This is a genomic window from Lachnospira intestinalis (assembly GCF_040095895.1).
GTDB lineage: Bacteria > Bacillota > Clostridia > Lachnospirales > Lachnospiraceae > Lachnospira > Lachnospira intestinalis.
The window spans coordinates 51,755-68,038 of the sequence record NZ_JBBMFS010000011.1 but is presented as its reverse complement, the minus strand read 5'-3'; the positions used below and the strand labels follow the sequence as shown (position 1 = coordinate 68,038).

Annotated in this window: 12 protein-coding genes; 8 read left to right on the top strand and 4 right to left on the bottom strand. The window is 42.8% G+C overall.

The window, feature by feature from the left end; genetic code table 11:
- The first annotated feature begins 8 nt into the window (after window positions 1–8).
- The 8 genes from atpA (at window position 9) to WMO37_RS11970 (ending at window position 10,716) form a co-directional block, all read left to right on the top strand.
- Entirely contained in the window at window positions 9–1,514 is a 1,506-nt protein-coding gene (gene atpA, locus WMO37_RS12005; protein ID WP_022431586.1) for a F0F1 ATP synthase subunit alpha, read from the top strand.
- Window positions 1,515–1,544: 30 nt separating this feature from the next.
- The gene (gene atpG / locus WMO37_RS12000; RefSeq protein ID WP_022431587.1) at window positions 1,545–2,405 is read left to right on the top strand and encodes an ATP synthase F1 subunit gamma; all 861 of its coding nucleotides are present in this window, start codon (window positions 1,545–1,547) and stop codon (window positions 2,403–2,405) included.
- Window positions 2,406–2,445: 40 nt separating this feature from the next.
- Window positions 2,446–3,837: a F0F1 ATP synthase subunit beta gene (gene atpD, locus WMO37_RS11995; RefSeq protein ID WP_227090401.1), complete on the top strand. Its 1,392-nt coding sequence runs from the start codon at window positions 2,446–2,448 to the stop codon at window positions 3,835–3,837.
- 42 nt (window positions 3,838–3,879) lie between these two features.
- A complete protein-coding gene (atpC, locus tag WMO37_RS11990; RefSeq protein ID WP_227090402.1) occupies window positions 3,880–4,284 on the top strand; it encodes an ATP synthase F1 subunit epsilon in 405 nt (134 codons plus the stop codon).
- Between the two features lie 65 nt (window positions 4,285–4,349).
- Window positions 4,350–5,219: a YwmB family TATA-box binding protein gene (locus tag WMO37_RS11985; protein WP_227090403.1), complete on the top strand. Its 870-nt coding sequence runs from the start codon at window positions 4,350–4,352 to the stop codon at window positions 5,217–5,219.
- Between the two features lie 102 nt (window positions 5,220–5,321).
- Window positions 5,322–6,467: a class I SAM-dependent methyltransferase gene (locus WMO37_RS11980; protein ID WP_349155132.1), complete on the top strand. Its 1,146-nt coding sequence runs from the start codon at window positions 5,322–5,324 to the stop codon at window positions 6,465–6,467.
- A 31-nt stretch (window positions 6,468–6,498) separates the two neighbouring features.
- Window positions 6,499–8,496, top strand: a complete 1,998-nt coding sequence (locus tag WMO37_RS11975; protein ID WP_349155131.1) for a hypothetical protein — start codon at window positions 6,499–6,501, stop codon at window positions 8,494–8,496.
- Window positions 8,497–8,508: 12 nt separating this feature from the next.
- Window positions 8,509–10,716 (top strand): transglycosylase domain-containing protein, encoded by a 2,208-nt coding sequence (locus WMO37_RS11970; protein ID WP_349155130.1) that lies wholly within the window; start codon window positions 8,509–8,511, stop codon window positions 10,714–10,716.
- Between the two features lie 187 nt (window positions 10,717–10,903).
- On the opposite strand, the gene WMO37_RS11965 is transcribed toward WMO37_RS11970, so the two are convergent.
- From WMO37_RS11965 to murC, 4 genes are all read right to left on the bottom strand, one after another.
- Window positions 10,904–12,088: a ribose-phosphate pyrophosphokinase gene (locus WMO37_RS11965; protein ID WP_022431594.1), complete on the bottom strand. Its 1,185-nt coding sequence runs from the start codon at window positions 12,086–12,088 to the stop codon at window positions 10,904–10,906.
- Window positions 12,089–12,180: 92 nt separating this feature from the next.
- Window positions 12,181–13,173: an ATP-binding protein gene (locus WMO37_RS11960; protein ID WP_349155129.1), complete on the bottom strand. Its 993-nt coding sequence runs from the start codon at window positions 13,171–13,173 to the stop codon at window positions 12,181–12,183.
- Window positions 13,174–13,186: 13 nt separating this feature from the next.
- The gene (locus WMO37_RS11955) at window positions 13,187–14,344 is read right to left on the bottom strand and encodes a DnaD domain protein (RefSeq protein ID WP_349155128.1); all 1,158 of its coding nucleotides are present in this window, start codon (window positions 14,342–14,344) and stop codon (window positions 13,187–13,189) included.
- Between the two features lie 263 nt (window positions 14,345–14,607).
- Window positions 14,608–15,990 carry a UDP-N-acetylmuramate--L-alanine ligase gene (gene murC, locus WMO37_RS11950; RefSeq protein WP_349155127.1) on the bottom strand — a complete coding sequence of 461 codons (1,383 nt, stop codon included), beginning with the start codon at window positions 15,988–15,990 and terminating at the stop codon, window positions 14,608–14,610.
- Window positions 15,991–16,284: the final 294 nt, after the last annotated feature.

Here is a 16,284-nt window from a genome sequence, read left to right as displayed (position 1 = left end):
TTGGCTCCATGAATTTAAGACCGGAAGAAATCAGCTCGGTAATTAAAGAGCAGATCAAAAGATATTCTACGGAACTCGAAGTATCTGACGTCGGTACGGTTATTCAGGTAGCAGATGGTATCGCCCGTATTCATGGCCTTGAAAAGGCGATGCAGGGTGAACTTCTGGAATTCCCGGGTGAAGTATACGGCATGGTTTTAAACCTGGAAGAAGATAACGTTGGTGCGGTTTTACTTGGTGATTCAAGAAACATCAACGAAGGAGATACCGTAAAGACAACAGGCCGAGTTGTAGAGGTTCCTGTTGGCGATGCGATGTTAGGTCGTGTCGTAAACGCACTGGGACAGCCAATCGACGGCAAGGGACCGGTTAATACCGAGAAGTTCCGTCAGATTGAACGAGTTGCCTCAGGTGTTATTACAAGAAAATCCGTAGATACACCGTTACAGACAGGTATCAAAGCGATTGATGCCATGGTACCAATCGGACGTGGACAGCGAGAATTAATCATCGGTGACCGTCAGACAGGTAAGACTGCCATTGCGATTGATACAATCATTAATCAGAAAGGTCAGAATGTAAAGTGTATTTACGTTGCAATCGGACAGAAGGCTTCAACCGTAGCTTCGATTGTAAAGACATTAGAAGAATATGGCGCGATGAGCTATACAACAGTAGTTGCATCTACTGCCAGTGAACTTGCACCGTTACAGTATATTGCACCATATGCCGGATGTGCGATTGGTGAAGAATGGATGGAACAGGGACAGGATGTACTTGTTGTCTATGATGACTTGAGCAAGCACGCAGCTGCATACCGTACACTTTCCTTACTCCTTAAAAGACCACCAGGACGTGAGGCTTACCCTGGTGATGTATTCTACTTACATTCAAGACTCTTAGAGAGAGCTGCAAGAATGTCAGATGAGTACGGCGGAGGTTCCCTGACTGCGCTTCCGATTATCGAAACACAGGCAGGCGATGTTTCTGCATATATTCCGACAAACGTTATTTCTATCACAGATGGTCAGATCTATCTGGAAACAGAAATGTTTAATGCCGGATTCAGACCTGCTATCAATGCCGGTCTTTCTGTATCACGAGTTGGTGGTGCTGCCCAGATTAAGGCGATTAAAAAGATTGCAGCGCCAATCCGTGTGGAACTGGCACAGTACCGGGAACTGGCATCTTTTGCTCAGTTTGGTTCAGAACTGGATGCAGATACAAAGGAAAAGCTCGCACAGGGTGAAAGAATTAAGGAAATGTTAAAACAGCCGCAGTATCAGCCAATGCCTGTTGAATATCAGGTCATGATTATTTATGCGGTTACGAAGAAGTATGTCATTGATGTTGCAGTAGACAGAATTCTCGATTTCCAGAAAGGATTGTTTGAACTGATTGATACAAAGTATCCGCAGATTCCGGAAACAATCCGTACAACAAAAGTGCTTGATGAAGAAACAGAAAAAGCTTTAATCAGTGCGATTGAAGAATTTAAGAAAACTTTCAAATAATAGCGAAGCTTAGAATGGAGGTAATTGATTATGGCCTCAATGAGAGACATAAAAAGGCGTAGAGACAGTATTCAAAGTACCGGTCAGATTACCAAAGCCATGAAGCTCGTTTCCACTGTAAAACTTCAGAAAGCGAAGGGAAAAGCAGAGAGCACAAAACCGTACTCCGATTTAATGTATGAAACTGTGAGCAATATTCTTGCAAAGTCAGGAAATATTAACCACAAGTTTTTAAAAGCAGGAGATTCCAATAAAAAAGCGGTGATTGTGATTACTGCAAACAGAGGACTTGCAGGCGGCTATAACAACAATATAGCCAAGCTCATTACAAATAGCGATATCCCGAAGGAAGATGCATATATTTATGCAATCGGACGAAAGGGTAGGGAAGTTCTTGAAAGAAAAGGATATGAAATCAAGGCGGATTATTCCGATGTGATTAACGAGCCGATGTACACCGATGCAAAAGAAATCTGCAATGAAGTGCTGGAGCTTTTCACAAACGGAGAAATTGGCGAAATCTATCTTTCTTATACATCCTTTAAGAACACCGTTGTCCACGAACCAAAACTCATTAAGCTGCTTCCGGTTGAACCGGAGCAGCAAAAAGAGGGCGGTACAGAAAGCACGGCACTGATGAACTATGAGCCGGATGAAGATGAGGCACTAAATATGATTATACCAAAGTACATCTGCAGTTTAATCTATGGTGCGCTTGTTGAATCCGTAGCGAGTGAGAACGGTGCCCGTATGCAGGCGATGGATAGTGCTACAAGTAATGCAGAAGAAATGATTTCAGACCTGTCATTGAAGTTTAACAGAGCACGTCAGGCTTCAATTACACAGGAACTGACAGAGATTATTTCCGGTGCAAACGCCATAGAGGGATAAAAAGTGAAACCGCATCAATGATGCAGCATGGAGGTAAAGAATGGCAGAAAGAAATGTTGGTAAAATTACTCAGATTATCGGTGCCGTACTGGATATTAAGTTTCCGGAAGGCACACTGCCAGAGATTAATTCAGCAATTGATATTCAGACAAAAGATGGCGGCAGGCTCGTAGTTGAGGTTGCGCAGCATCTTGGTGATGATACAGTAAGATGTATTGCCATGGGTCCGACAGACGGACTTGTCAGAGGTATGGAAGCAGAATCTACAGGTTCTGCTATTTCCGTACCGGTTGGTGAAGAAACTCTCGGTAGAATGTTTAATGTTCTGGGTGAACCTATAGATAATAAACCGGCTCCTGAAGTGAAACAGTACATGCCGATTCACAGAAAGGCACCTACTTTTGCAGAACAGTCTACAACAACAGAAATGCTTGAAACAGGTATCAAGGTTGTTGACTTACTGTGCCCTTACCAGAAGGGTGGTAAAATCGGTCTGTTCGGTGGTGCCGGTGTAGGTAAGACGGTATTAATTCAGGAACTGATTCGTAATATTGCAACAGAGCACGGCGGATATTCCGTATTCACTGGTGTAGGCGAACGTACCCGTGAAGGTAACGACCTTTACTATGAAATGAAGGAATCCGGCGTTATCGAAAAGACAACCATGGTGTTCGGACAGATGAACGAACCACCTGGAGCCAGAATGAGAGTTGGTTTAACAGGTCTTACAATGGCTGAGTATTTCCGTGATCAGGGCGGTAAGGATGTACTTCTTTTCATTGATAATATTTTCCGTTTTACACAGGCTGGTTCCGAAGTTTCAGCGCTTTTAGGACGTATGCCTTCAGCCGTTGGTTATCAGCCGACACTTCAGACGGAAATGGGTGCATTACAGGAACGTATTACATCTACAAAGAGCGGTTCTATTACATCTGTACAGGCCGTATACGTACCTGCCGATGACTTAACGGACCCGGCTCCGGCTACAACTTTCGCACATCTGGATGCGACAACCGTACTTTCACGTTCAATCGTAGAACTTGGTATTTATCCGGCTGTAGACCCGCTTGAGTCTACTTCCAGAATCCTTGACCCACGTATTGTAGGTGAAGAACATTATAAGGTAGCCAGAGCAGTTCAGGAAATTTTACAGAAGTACAAAGAATTGCAGGATATCATCGCAATCCTTGGTATGGACGAACTTTCAGAGGATGATAAGCTGGTCGTATCAAGAGCAAGAAAAGTACAGAGATTCCTGTCACAGCCATTCTTCGTAGCCGGACAGTTTACAGGTCTGGAAGGAAGATATGTGCCGATTAGTGAAACAATTCAGGGCTTTAAGGAAATCATCGAAGGTAAGTATGATGACATTCCTGAAAGTTACTTCTTAAACTGCGGTAATATTGATGACGTACTTGCAAAGTGTAAATAATCTGTAACAGGTTAAACGACACGGGTAAGAATGGAGGAATCAATGGCAGATATGAAGACATTCAGGCTGTTGGTAAACACGCCTGACAGAGTATTCTACAATGATGATGTGACAATGGTAGAGCTTTCCACAACGGAAGGTGAGATTGGTGTATATGCAGAACATATTCCTCTTACATCAGTACTGGTACCGTGTGTTATGAATATTCATGTAGATGGAGATGTAAAAAAAGCTGCTGTACACGGCGGAATTGTTGAGATTTTACAGGATAAGGTAACGGTGCTTGCAGAAATTGCAGAGTGGCCGGAAGAAATTGATGTAAATCGTGCCAATGAAGCCAAAACAAGAGCTGAACGCAGACTTTCAAGTAACGATCCGCATATTGATGTGGTACGTGCGGAAGCAGCGTTAAAGCGTTCTCTTGCACGACTGGGTGCAGCACGCTAAATAAATGTATAAACCTTCCAATTTATGGCGATACTTAAGAATACCATAAGTTGGGAGGTTTATTTATGTTCAGGGATTGTTGGGATTATATCTGTTATAAAATACAGGATACGATTTTAAAAAACGGACAGAAACAAAACAGGAAGAAACAAGAAAATATAAATAGGACAACACACAGAAAGGCGGGATTTTTGCTGCAAAAGACCGCGGTTGTTATTGCGGGAATTTTGTGGCTGATAGCGGCAGCGAGGGTATTTTGGAATATGCCGCAGACGGGTGTGCAGGAAAATGTTTTAAGTGCGTTTGGCAGTGCATCCTACAAGGAAGTGTGCGCAGATATTTCTGCATATGGCAAATATGGCAGTATGGAGCTTACGGATACGGCAAAAGAGATTATCCTGGAAAAGGCGGCAGAAAAAATAGGGATTAACCGGTATACGATAGAACAGACAAGCCGGGACAATGTGGAAACAATGCAGCTTTCCCAAAACGGTGAAAACGGCAGTGTTCTTTGCAGATTTATAACGATTCATCAGGAAAATGTGGAGTACGAGCAGTACCTTTACATCGGTGTGACATTAAAAAATACGGTAGATGCTTCTTTTACATATGAGAAGCTCATTCGTCAGATAATGGAAGAAATGCAGATTGATACGGAAGTCAATGTCAATTTAAAGGGACAGATTCACGGGGCGCTTACCGATACGCAGAAAGAGCAGTTTGCACAGGATATGCTTGATATGATGAATGCAAAACTAAGTGTCGGTCGTCATATGGAAGATGTGTATACTGTATACGCATATAACAAAGGGATTAAAAATTATATTATGATAGGAAAAGACAAGGTGAATGTCAATATCTGCATCGGATATGACGAAGAAAAAAATGAAACCACGGTGTATCTTGCGACACCGATGAATATGCAGGATTACTAAACGGCAGACTATGAAAATCTGCATTTAGGCTTGTAGTTTTTTGGTAAACAGATTAAAATAAAACTATTCATCAATATTTGAAAGTAAAAGAGGAACAAATCAGTGACGATAGAAGAATTACTTGAACAGTGCATCCAGAAGAATCTGATTGATCTGACAATCAGCGGATTAAAAAAGAAAAACGAAGAACTTCCGGTAAAGATAAAGGTACGTCCGGTTGCCATGAAAGATAAAATAGAATATCAGGTTTCAGAGTTTATCGGAAGGAAAGTATTTCATAAGAATTATAAAAAAGACGAATTGAAAAAGAAGATTACAGACTGGATGCAGGAGGACTACAAGCAGGCACAGTTTACCATGACCGATGCAACGGCACAGATTTTGTCCGGGAAGCACAGCCAGACCGTGAAATACAAAAAATGTAAGGAAGTCCGGGTGCAGAGGGATTTGTCGCACAACCGTACCAAGCGTTACATTCTGCCGGAAGGAACGCCGGTTGGATTTCTGATTGATCTGGGTGTTATGACCAAAGAGGGTAAAATTGTACGGCAGAAGTATGATAAATACCGTCAGATTAACCGCTTTCTGGAATTTGTCGAAGACATTCTGCCGCAGTTAAGCAAAGAACGGGAGCAGACGATTATTGATTTTGGCTGTGGAAAGTCCTATCTGACCTTTGCCATGTACTATTATTTAAAGGAACTGAAAGGCTATGATATCCGTATTATCGGGCTGGATTTAAAGGAAGATGTCATTGCACACTGTAATGAGTTAAAGGACAAATACGGCTACGGAAAGCTGTCATTTCTTGTCGGGGACATTGCATCCTATACCGATGTTGATGCGGTTGATATGGTGGTGACACTGCATGCGTGTGATACGGCAACGGACTATGCGCTGGCTAAAGCCGTGCAGTGGGGCGCAAAAGTCATTTTATCCGTACCGTGCTGCCAGCATGAAGCCAACAGAATGATGGAAAATGAACTGTTACAGCCGGTGTTGCAGTATGGTATCTTAAAAGAACGCATGGCGGCAATTATGACGGATGCCGTACGGGCAAATCTTCTGACAGCAAAAGGGTATGACACACAGATACTGGAATTTATTGATATGGAACATACACCGAAAAATCTGCTGATTCGTGCGGTTTATACCGGAAAAGACAGTGAAAATGCAGCAGAAGCATTGAAAAATATGGAGGAAGCACTCCATTTGAATCTGACCTTAAATAAACTGATGGGCGAATAGGCCGCAGATGGATAATGGAAAGGATTAAGTTATGGACAACAGGGAAAATGCTACATATAAATATATTATATTGGCAGTCGCATTTATGGTAACTGTCGTGGTTACATTTATATCCATGAATTATGAGACGTCAGCCATATCGACAATGACAATGACACAGGCAACGCTTCCGGTCGTTATGATGCAGACCGAAGAAGGCCAGTTGTATAACCGGTTATACGGTTATACACAGAAAGTCGATGCTTCAATGATGGGAGAAACACTGACACCGCTGCCGACAGATAAGAAATTGTCCGTTGTAGTGGATTTGTATGGACAGGAATTAGAGGGTGTTTCGTACAAGGTAAGAGATTTAAGCGATTTATCGCTGATTGAAAATACAAAAGTAGAAGATTATACGCAGGACAAAAGCCGTGCAGATGTTGTGCTTAATATTAAGAATCTGATTGATAACAATAAAGAATATCTGTTAGAGGTTACGATATCGACAAAAAAGCAGGAAGAAATTTATTATTACACGCGGATTATCAGCGGTACGGATTTTCAGGTGCAGGATAAATTGAATTATGTGCTGGAACTCAACAGCTATGCGTATGACCAGACACAGTTGAAAAATCTGACACAGTATCTGGAAACGACATCTTCCGGAGATAATTCCAATTTCGGAAAGGTCAATATTCACAGTAAGCAGTCACAGGTTGGCTGGGGTGAATTAGGACCGTTTATTGAAAGTGACAGAATTCCTTCAATTACACAGATTGGTCAGGAAACGGCAGAAATTACAATAGATTATATGGTGGGTGCAGAAAATGATAATAATTCCTATGATACATATCGTGTAAAAGATTACTATAAAATACGCCAGTCCGGCAGTAAATTGTATCTGCTCGATTATGAGCGTGAGGCAGGGCAGTATTTTGACGGTCAGAATGATTTTCTGTCATCCTCCAAAATTAATCTGGGTATACAGCCGGATACGGATGTGATGGCGCAGGCAAGTGATAATGGGCAGTATACGGCATTTGTCAGCCGGAATACACTCTGGGAACTGGATTCGGACAATTCAGAATTAACAAAGGTCTTTTCATTTGATGCAGAGGATTCGGACAATATCCGGGAACGCGGCAGCCAGCATGAAATCCGCATTATGAGCGTATCGGACGAAGGCAGCCTTTATTTTCTGATCTGCGGCTACATGAGCCGTGGTGCGCATGAAGGGGAAATGGGCATTTCGCTGTGTTCGTATAATTATGGGGAAAATGTGGTGCAGGAAGAACTGTATCTGCCGGTAGATGTTTCCTATGAGAGTATGGAAGAACGCATTGGCGGCATTGCTTATGTGAATGACAACAATTTGTTTTATATTTTAATTGACGATACATTGTATGCCATTAATTTAATCAGCCGTGAAGTCATGACAGAAGTTTCAGGGCTGGCACAGGGAACGTATGCCGTTTCTAAAGGCAGAAATATGATTGCATACAGCGAAAATCATTCGCAATATGATACGGACAGTATCCGCATTTTCAATATGCAGGATGGCACGGATTATACCATTCGTGCAGATGCGGGTGAAAAGCTCAAGGTGCTGGGCTACATTAATTCAGATTTTATTTATGGCATTGCTGATGCAGAGGACATTGTATCCGAAGGCGACGGCAATACTTTTTTCCCGATGTATCAGGTGAATATTATGGCATCGGATTATACTATGCAGAAAGAATATAATGAGCCGGGCATTTATGTGTCTAATGCGATTGTCGATAAGCTGCGTGTGAATCTGTACCGTGTTGTGAAAAATGCAGACGGCAGTTTTTCAGAAACAACGATGGATCAGCTGATTAACCGGGAAGAAAACAGCACCAGTGACGGTCTGGTTATTGATACCATTTCAACGACCAACCGAAAGACCGAGGTGATTCTTGTGTTAAAAAAAGCGATTTCTAATGTGAATAATATCACGGTGCGTTACTCAGATAAGATGATTTTTAAGAAGGATGAAACATCGGATTTATTAATGAAACACTAATGAGAGGTTTGCATGAAAAAGTTTAAGAAAATCATACGGGCAGTTTTGGTGCTTGCGGTGCTTGCGGGACTCATTTATCTGATTCCAAAAGTGATTACGGTTGTGCGTTTAAAACGTGCGGCGGATTCTTATGTAGCGGCAAGCTCGGTCAGTACCTTTAAAGATTCAAAGACAACGATTATCTATGATACGAATGACCAGGAACTCTGTACAATGAAGAATACAAAGGATATGTATTATGTGTCGTATCAGGAGATTCCGGTGACACTGGTCAATTCCTTTGTCGTCATGGAAGACCGCCAGTTTTATAAACATTCCGGTTATGATATCAAGGCAATTCTGCGTGCCATTGTGATTAATCAGAAAAGCAATGATATTGCGCAGGGGGCAAGTACCATTACCCAGCAGCTTGCAAGAAATATTTTCCTGTCGCAGGAAGTGACATGGCAGCGTAAGGTTGAGGAGATTTTTATTGCGGTCGGTCTTGAAAAGAAGTACAGTAAGAATCAGATTCTGGAATTTTACCTGAACAATATTTATTTCGGAAACGGATATTATGGCGTGGAAGCTGCGGCAAGAGGATATTTTGACAAATCCGTGTCAGAGCTTACGCTTGCGGAACAGACTTTTATCGCGGCGATTCCCAACAATCCGACACGCTATAATCCGCTGACAAATTATGACAATACCGTCCAGCGTAAAAACCTCATTTTACAGCAGCTTTACGAGGCGGATGATATTGGTTCGCTCGACCGCTATATGGCTGAAATAGAAGAGGTTGTCTTAAATCCGCATCAGACAGAGGAGATTAACAATTCGGTTGTAACGTATGCAAGGCACTGTGCAACCGAATCGCTGATGAGTGTATCGGGCTTTACCTTCCGCTATAATTTCAGTTCGGAAGACGATTATAATGCATATGAAGCTACGTATGATACATTTTACAATATGTGTCAGCAGAAGCTTTTAAGCGGTGGCTACAGCATTTACACCTCCATTGATATGAATATACAAAATCAGTTACAGCAGGCAGTAGATAACAATCTGGCGGCATATACGGAAAAGTCTTCGGAAGGTGTATACAGTATGCAGGGAGCGGCAACGTGTGTGGATAACAGCACCGGAAATGTGGTGGCGATTGTCGGTTCGCGCAGTCAGGAAGACATCAAGGGCTATGTTTTAAATCGTGCGTATCAGAGTTACCGCCAGCCGGGCAGTTGTATTAAGCCGTTAAATGTCTACACACCGTATTTGCAGCTTGGCAATACGCCGGATACGAAGGTTACCGATTCGCAGATTGACGGCGGTCCTGCCAATGCCGATGCAAGCTATGCCGGAGAGATGACGTTGACAGATGCCGTAAAATGGTCTAAAAATACGGTTGCATGGAACATTTATCAGCAGATTACGCCAAAGACGGGAAGTTCCTTTTTAATAAAAATGGGATTTCATAAAATCTGGGTGGATAAAGATTACAATGCCGGTGCATTAGGCGGTTTTACGTATGGTGTGACAACGGAAGAAATGGCAGGCGGATATGCAGCACTTGCCAATGACGGTGTATACAGAAAAGCAACCTGTATCCGTCTTATTGTAGATGCTTCCAATAAAACGGTTGTCAATGAAACGAACCGTGACAGCAAGGTTTATGATAAAAGTGCATCGCGCATGATGACACAGATGTTAAGAGAAGTTGTATTAAGCGGTACGGGAACATCAGCAAATGTGGAAAATGCAGTTGTTGCCGGAAAAACGGGAACGACAAATGCCAGCAAAGATGTATGGTTCTGCGGATACAGCAAGTATTACACCACAACGGTATGGGCAGGATACGATTATCCAAAAGAAATGTCCGGTGTCAACAGCCGTGTCAATGCAATCTTTAAAGATTTTATGACGGCGGTGCATACCAATCTGCCTGTAACAGATTTCAGTACGGTTACACAGCAGACAACACAACCGGAGACGACAGCGGCAGTACAGGAGGAAACGGAATCCTTACCGCAGGAAACTACAGCAATTGTGCCGGAAACGACAGGTATTGAACAGGTAACACCGCAGCAGGTTCCGTCCACGACAGCACAGGTGCCAACAACAACACCGTATCAGCGATGGACGACAGCACCGGCACAGCCAAAGACAACGGCACCGATGCAGTATGGCGATATTGACGCCACGACAAGAACCGATCCCGATGCAACGGCACGCGGAGAGTGGTAAATGTGAACAAGCCATAAATCAAAGTTTGTTCACATAACACTTTGTGCCGACAGCGGCACAAAGTCGTCCGTTGATGCGGGTAGATGAGAAATCGAACAAGCCATAAATTAAAGGGATAGGAAAATGTGAATCAACATTTTCCTATCCCTTTTTGCCGGGCAGCGCCCAAAGCCTGCATACATTAATATTACTTGCCGTAATGTGTTTCGTTGTATTCCTTAACACGCTGCTGGATTCTTTCAACAGGGCTTAATAAGTTGCTGATAGAAGAATCGTGGTTTAACGTATCAACTAATAAAGCAATGTATTTGCTCATATCTACATTGATATACCAAGGCTTAGAAAGCAGTTCTTCCGGCTGGTATACAAGGTTCGTTGTAAGAACACGGTCGATAACGCCGTTTTCATAAGCTTCATCAAATTTCTTAAATCCATTTGTGAACAGACCAAAGGTTGTCGCACAGAAGACTCTCTTTGCTTTTCTTCTCTTTAATTCAGCAGCAACATCAATCATGCTTTCGCCGGAAGAAATCATATCGTCGATGATGACAACATCTTTTCCTTCTACGTTAGAGCCTAAGAACTCATGGGCAACAATCGGGTTACGTCCGTTGACAATCTTTGTATAGTCACGTCTTTTATAGAACATACCCATATCCAGACCGAGGACGTTTGCAAAGTAAACAGCACGTCCCATACCGCCTTCATCCGGGCTGATAACCATCATATGGTCGCTGTCGATGTGTAAATCGTCAACACCCAGTAAAAGATATTTAATAAACTGATACGTAGCAGAAACGGATTCAAATCCCTTTAACGGAATTGCGTTCTGTACACGCGGGTCATGTGCATCAAATGTAATGATGTTATCCACACCCATATCTGTGAGTTCCTTTAATGCAAGTGCGCAGTCTAAGGATTCACGTCCTGAACGTTTATGCTGTCTGCTTTCATACAGGAATGGCATAATAACGGTAATTCTGCGTGCTTTACCACCGGCAGCAGCGATAACACGCTTTAAATCTGCATAGTGGTCATCCGGTGACATATGGTTCTTATAACCGCATAAAGAATATTCAAGGCTGTAATTACATACGTCAACCATGATATATAAATCATATCCACGTACGGAATCGTTTAAAACACCCTTTCCTTCACCGGAACCAAAACGAGGGGTGCTTGCACTTACGATATAAGAATCTCTTTTATATCCGCTGAAAGCGAGTGTAGATTCATCTTCGTGGTCGCGCTGTTCTCTCCAGTCAACAAGATAATTATTTACCTTTTTGCCTAATTCTGAGCAGCTGGCTAAAGGAACGATACCTAAGGTACCATATGGAATAGTTTGTGTGTGACGTTCGTCTCGTGGCATAATTAAAATCCTCCATTAGTATAATACGATACAAATTTGTATTTAACACAATATAAAATATAATCATTCTTTGCCGATAAGTCAATGATTTCCTAAGGTTTTTGCCCTGTTTTTTTCAAAAGACGGATATCGGCACCCGCAAGCTTTAACAGCTTATAAGCACTGGTGAGGCGCGAAAAAATTCGCTCCGAATACATGTTGCGGATATCTGAGAGCGAAAGGTTGGTTGAGATAACCACGCTTTTTCTTCTGAGAATCCGTTCATTGATACAGTAAAACAGGCGGGAACTGGTGTAGCTGTTGGCAAATTCCGTGCCGAGGTCATCAATAATGAGCAGATCACAGTCTAAAATGTAGCTGCTGTCAATTGCCGTATCAGATGTATCCGGCTTGTTAAAATCCTGCTGTTCAAAGCACTGGAACAATTCCACGGCAGTCAGGTAAATGACACTGTGCGAAGAATCAAGCAGTTCCTTTGCAATGCAGTTGGTTAAAAAAGTCTTTCCAACACCGGTATCGCCAAAAAGCAGCAGATTATCATAGGTGGTGTCAAATTCATCCACAAAGCGGTGGCATATGGACACAATATTCTGCATATTATTATAGGGTGTCAGTCCAATGGACGGAATCGGCGTTTTTTTATCATACCATTCATAGGAAAAGGTATCAAAATTTTCCGTCGTGATGATATTTTTTAAATTAGAATCGTGATACACCAGCTCAATGGCTTTTTTGGTGAAGCAGGCACATTTATGCTGACCGATATAGCCGGTATCCTTGCATTTCGGACAGGTATAGACAGGTTCTAAATAGTCTGCAGGTCTGCCAAGAGCGGCAAGACAGGCGGCTTTACGGTCTGCAAGTTCTGAAAGCTTTTTCCGGTAGGCGGTCTTGTAATCCGGATTTTTTAACATTTCTGCCGCCGCCTGCATGGAAAGCCCGATAATATCGTCTTCGATTTGGGCAATTTCAGGACATGCGGCAGTCACCTGCGCATACCGTTCATTCTGGATATGTCGGTTTTCGGTGCGGATCGCATCGTAAGTCCGCATAATTGCATCATGTTGGGAATTGGTAAGTGCCATAACCTTGTCCTTTCTAGCTGTTATTGCTGATTAAAGCGCTCTCTAAGCTGTCAATGTCGGTATCACGCTGGTGAAAATTGTGAAAACGGTTGTTATTCGTGCCGGGAGCAGAAGCTGCATTGGATGCTTTTTTCTGATTGCGCAGCAGTTCATATTCAGCATCTGATTTGCGGATATCTTCGGGTGTTTTTACATTTGCCTTATTCCACTTGGTAAGGATAGAGTCTGCGTATTCAAAACTCGGCTGATGCGTTGCCTTTAAAGTGCGGTTGCAGGCTTCAATAATCATATCGGCATCAAAGCAGTACGTGTCCGTCCATTTGGTGATAAACTCCCGTTCCCGCTGTCCGGGGTCGCGGCTTCCGATGCCAAAAGCATTCATCACGGAGTAAATGGTCATATTGTGGTTTGCTGTTTCAAGCTTTGCCTGTTTGACGGAAGTAATTCCGGCTTCTGCCCAGCTGGCAGCAATTTTTTCAATATAGCGCATACTCTTATGACCCTTTTGTACGCAGTAGCCGACCAGATATTCAATCAGGTCTGCGGGCAGTTTTAAGGTGTCGTAAAAATAGGCAATCCGCTGAAGTGCAGAAGAACCAAGAGGTTCGCCCATGTATTCTTCTACGGCGAATAAAAGCATGGCAAAATTTTCATCGCCAAGTTTAAATTCGCTGATGCGGGTCATGGAATAGGATTCCGGACCGGCGGTTTCTTTTGCGGCTGCCGTTTCCATCAGAGGAGCCACAGCGGATGTCATAGTGTGAGGTGCAGAAGCTGACACGGCAGTATTGACAGCCGGACTGTTTACGATGGCATTTGGCATGCCAGAATTGTCTGCATAGCGGGGGTCAGCCCCCCTGGAAGCGGACGAAGCGGATAAATCCGTAAAGGAGATGCCTGTCAGCATGCCGTCCGGGCTGAAATTTAAGCGCAGGGCATTCATTTTATCCCAGTAGCGCAGCCCGCGCAGAATGTCGGCTTCCGTCTGGTTGAATAAATCTGCCATTTCAGACACAGATAAAGAAATGTGACCGGCAGACACACAACGCAGAAGATACAAATATATTTTTACAAATTCACCATTTGCCTGTGGCATTAAGGTGTCAATAAAATAATTGGAAACGGCGGTGTTATCCGCACGGTTTTCCATATGTAATGTAATTGTATTCATACAAAAAACTTCCTTATCAATTCAGTTTCTTCATTATAACACACACCAAAACAAAATCAACAGGTGGAAAACACAGGGTTATCCACTGGGGATATTGTGGATAATGTGGATAACTTGTAAAAGAAAAATGAAATGCGTGTAAAAAGCGGAATTGTGGACAAGTCCTTATAAACAGGAAATCCACACACAGAATCAACAAAAATGTGATTAAGTATGTGGATAATGTGGATAACTATGTTGAAAACCAAACTATTTTACTGAAATTATTGAGAAATCAAGGCTTCCCCGATTTGATAGACATTTCCGGCACCCATAGTTATCAACAAATCGCCGTTGATACAATTTTTTGATAAAAATTTCTCAATTTCTTCAAAAGAGCCAAAATAAAAACACTCTTTGCCCAGTTTTTCGATTTCGTGTTTTAAATCAAGAGAGCTGATGCCCAGTGTATCCGTTTCTCTTGCAGCATAAATATCGGCAAGAACAACCTTATCTGCGTGGGAAAGCGCTTCTGCAAATTCCGTGAGCAGAATTTTGGTACGCGAATACGTATGCGGCTGGAATACACACCAGACGGTTTTGTGCGGATAATGGGCAGCCGAAGCAAGCGTTGCCTTAATCTCATCCGGGTGGTGGGCATAGTCGTCAATGACTGTGACACCGTTAAATTCGCCTTTCTTTTCAAAGCGGCGTTCTGTACCGTGAAAACCTGAAAGACCGGTGGCAATCACTTCAAGTGAAAGTCCCAGCTTTTTTGCGGCGGCAATGGCGGCAAGAGAATTGTATACATTATGCACGCCGGGAACAGAAAGATGAATCTGGCCGGAAGGTGTTCCTTCTATTAAAAGAGTGTACGTGCAGCAGCCCATTTCATCAAAAGCAATATCTGCAGCGCTGTACATGCTCTTAGCCGGGTCAGAACCGACAGTAATGACTTCACAGGAAGTGTCCTGATAGAAGTATTCGTAATTGTCAATATCGGTATTGATAATTAAAGTACCGTCTGCCGGAAGCTTTTCCGTAAACAGCTTAAAGGAATGACGGATATCGTCAATATCCTTAAAGAAATCGAGGTGGTCTTCCTTGACATTTAAAATAATGTTCATGGTCGGGTGGAAGGATAAGAAGCTGTTGGTATATTCACAGGCTTCTGTTACAAAAATACCGGACTGTCCGACACGGATATTACCGCCGATACTGTCTAAAATGCCGCCAACAGAAATGGTCGGGTCACAGTTACCTGCCATTAAAATCTCCGTCAGCATGGAAGTTGTCGTTGTTTTTCCGTGTGTACCGGCGATATTGACAGCAGTTTTGTAGTTGGTCATAATCTGTCCGAGCAGTTCAGCACGGGTAATCGTAGGAATACCCGCAGCTCTTGCTGCCGAAAGTTCAGGATTGGTGTCCCTGATGGCAGCTGTGTAGACTACTAAGTCAATGTCACTGGTAATATTGTCAGCCGTCTGGTTGTATACAATATGACAGCCTGCGGCAGTAAGTTCTTTCGTGAGTGCAGATTCAGCAGCATCTGAGCCGGATACGGTAAAATTCTTATCCCGCAGTATATGTGCAAGACCGCTCATGCTGATTCCTCCAATACCGATAAAATGTACATGAATAGGATTATTAAAATTAATATGATACATGGTTGAATCCTTTCTTATTAAATATAGCAGATGAAAAACATCATACAATCATATTATAAACGTATTGCGGAAAAATTCAAACTTTATTTTCACCGGTGCTGACATAATATTTACGGTACAGATGTCATATGGATTGCTCCGTGCTGCGCACTTTCACAATCCTGCCCAGTATTCGCATATCGTGAAGCATTCGCTTTACTTTTATGCGAATACTGGGCGGGTCATGAATCCTTACAGCCGCGCTTGCGCGAGCGCATCGCGGTGATAAGGATTATGACCTTGACATCTTAAATT

Bases quoted from the DNA above. Each gene is read 5' to 3' on its own strand.
- atpC (WP_227090402.1), top strand. From the start codon at position 3,880: ATGGCAGATATGAAGACATTCAGGCTGTTGGTAAACACGCCTGACAGA.
- murC (WP_349155127.1), bottom strand. From the start codon at position 15,990: ATGTATCATATTAATTTTAATAATCCTATTCATGTACATTTTATCGGT.
- WMO37_RS11985 (WP_227090403.1), top strand. From the start codon at position 4,350: ATGTTCAGGGATTGTTGGGATTATATCTGTTATAAAATACAGGATACG.
- WMO37_RS11965 (WP_022431594.1), bottom strand. From the start codon at position 12,088: ATGCCACGAGACGAACGTCACACACAAACTATTCCATATGGTACCTTA.
- WMO37_RS11955 (WP_349155128.1), bottom strand. From the start codon at position 14,344: ATGAATACAATTACATTACATATGGAAAACCGTGCGGATAACACCGCC.
- WMO37_RS11960 (WP_349155129.1), bottom strand. From the start codon at position 13,173: ATGGCACTTACCAATTCCCAACATGATGCAATTATGCGGACTTACGAT.
- WMO37_RS11970 (WP_349155130.1), top strand. From the start codon at position 8,509: ATGAAAAAGTTTAAGAAAATCATACGGGCAGTTTTGGTGCTTGCGGTG.
- WMO37_RS11975 (WP_349155131.1), top strand. From the start codon at position 6,499: ATGGACAACAGGGAAAATGCTACATATAAATATATTATATTGGCAGTC.
- atpG (WP_022431587.1), top strand. From the start codon at position 1,545: ATGGCCTCAATGAGAGACATAAAAAGGCGTAGAGACAGTATTCAAAGT.
- atpA (WP_022431586.1), top strand. From the start codon at position 9: ATGAATTTAAGACCGGAAGAAATCAGCTCGGTAATTAAAGAGCAGATC.
- atpD (WP_227090401.1), top strand. From the start codon at position 2,446: ATGGCAGAAAGAAATGTTGGTAAAATTACTCAGATTATCGGTGCCGTA.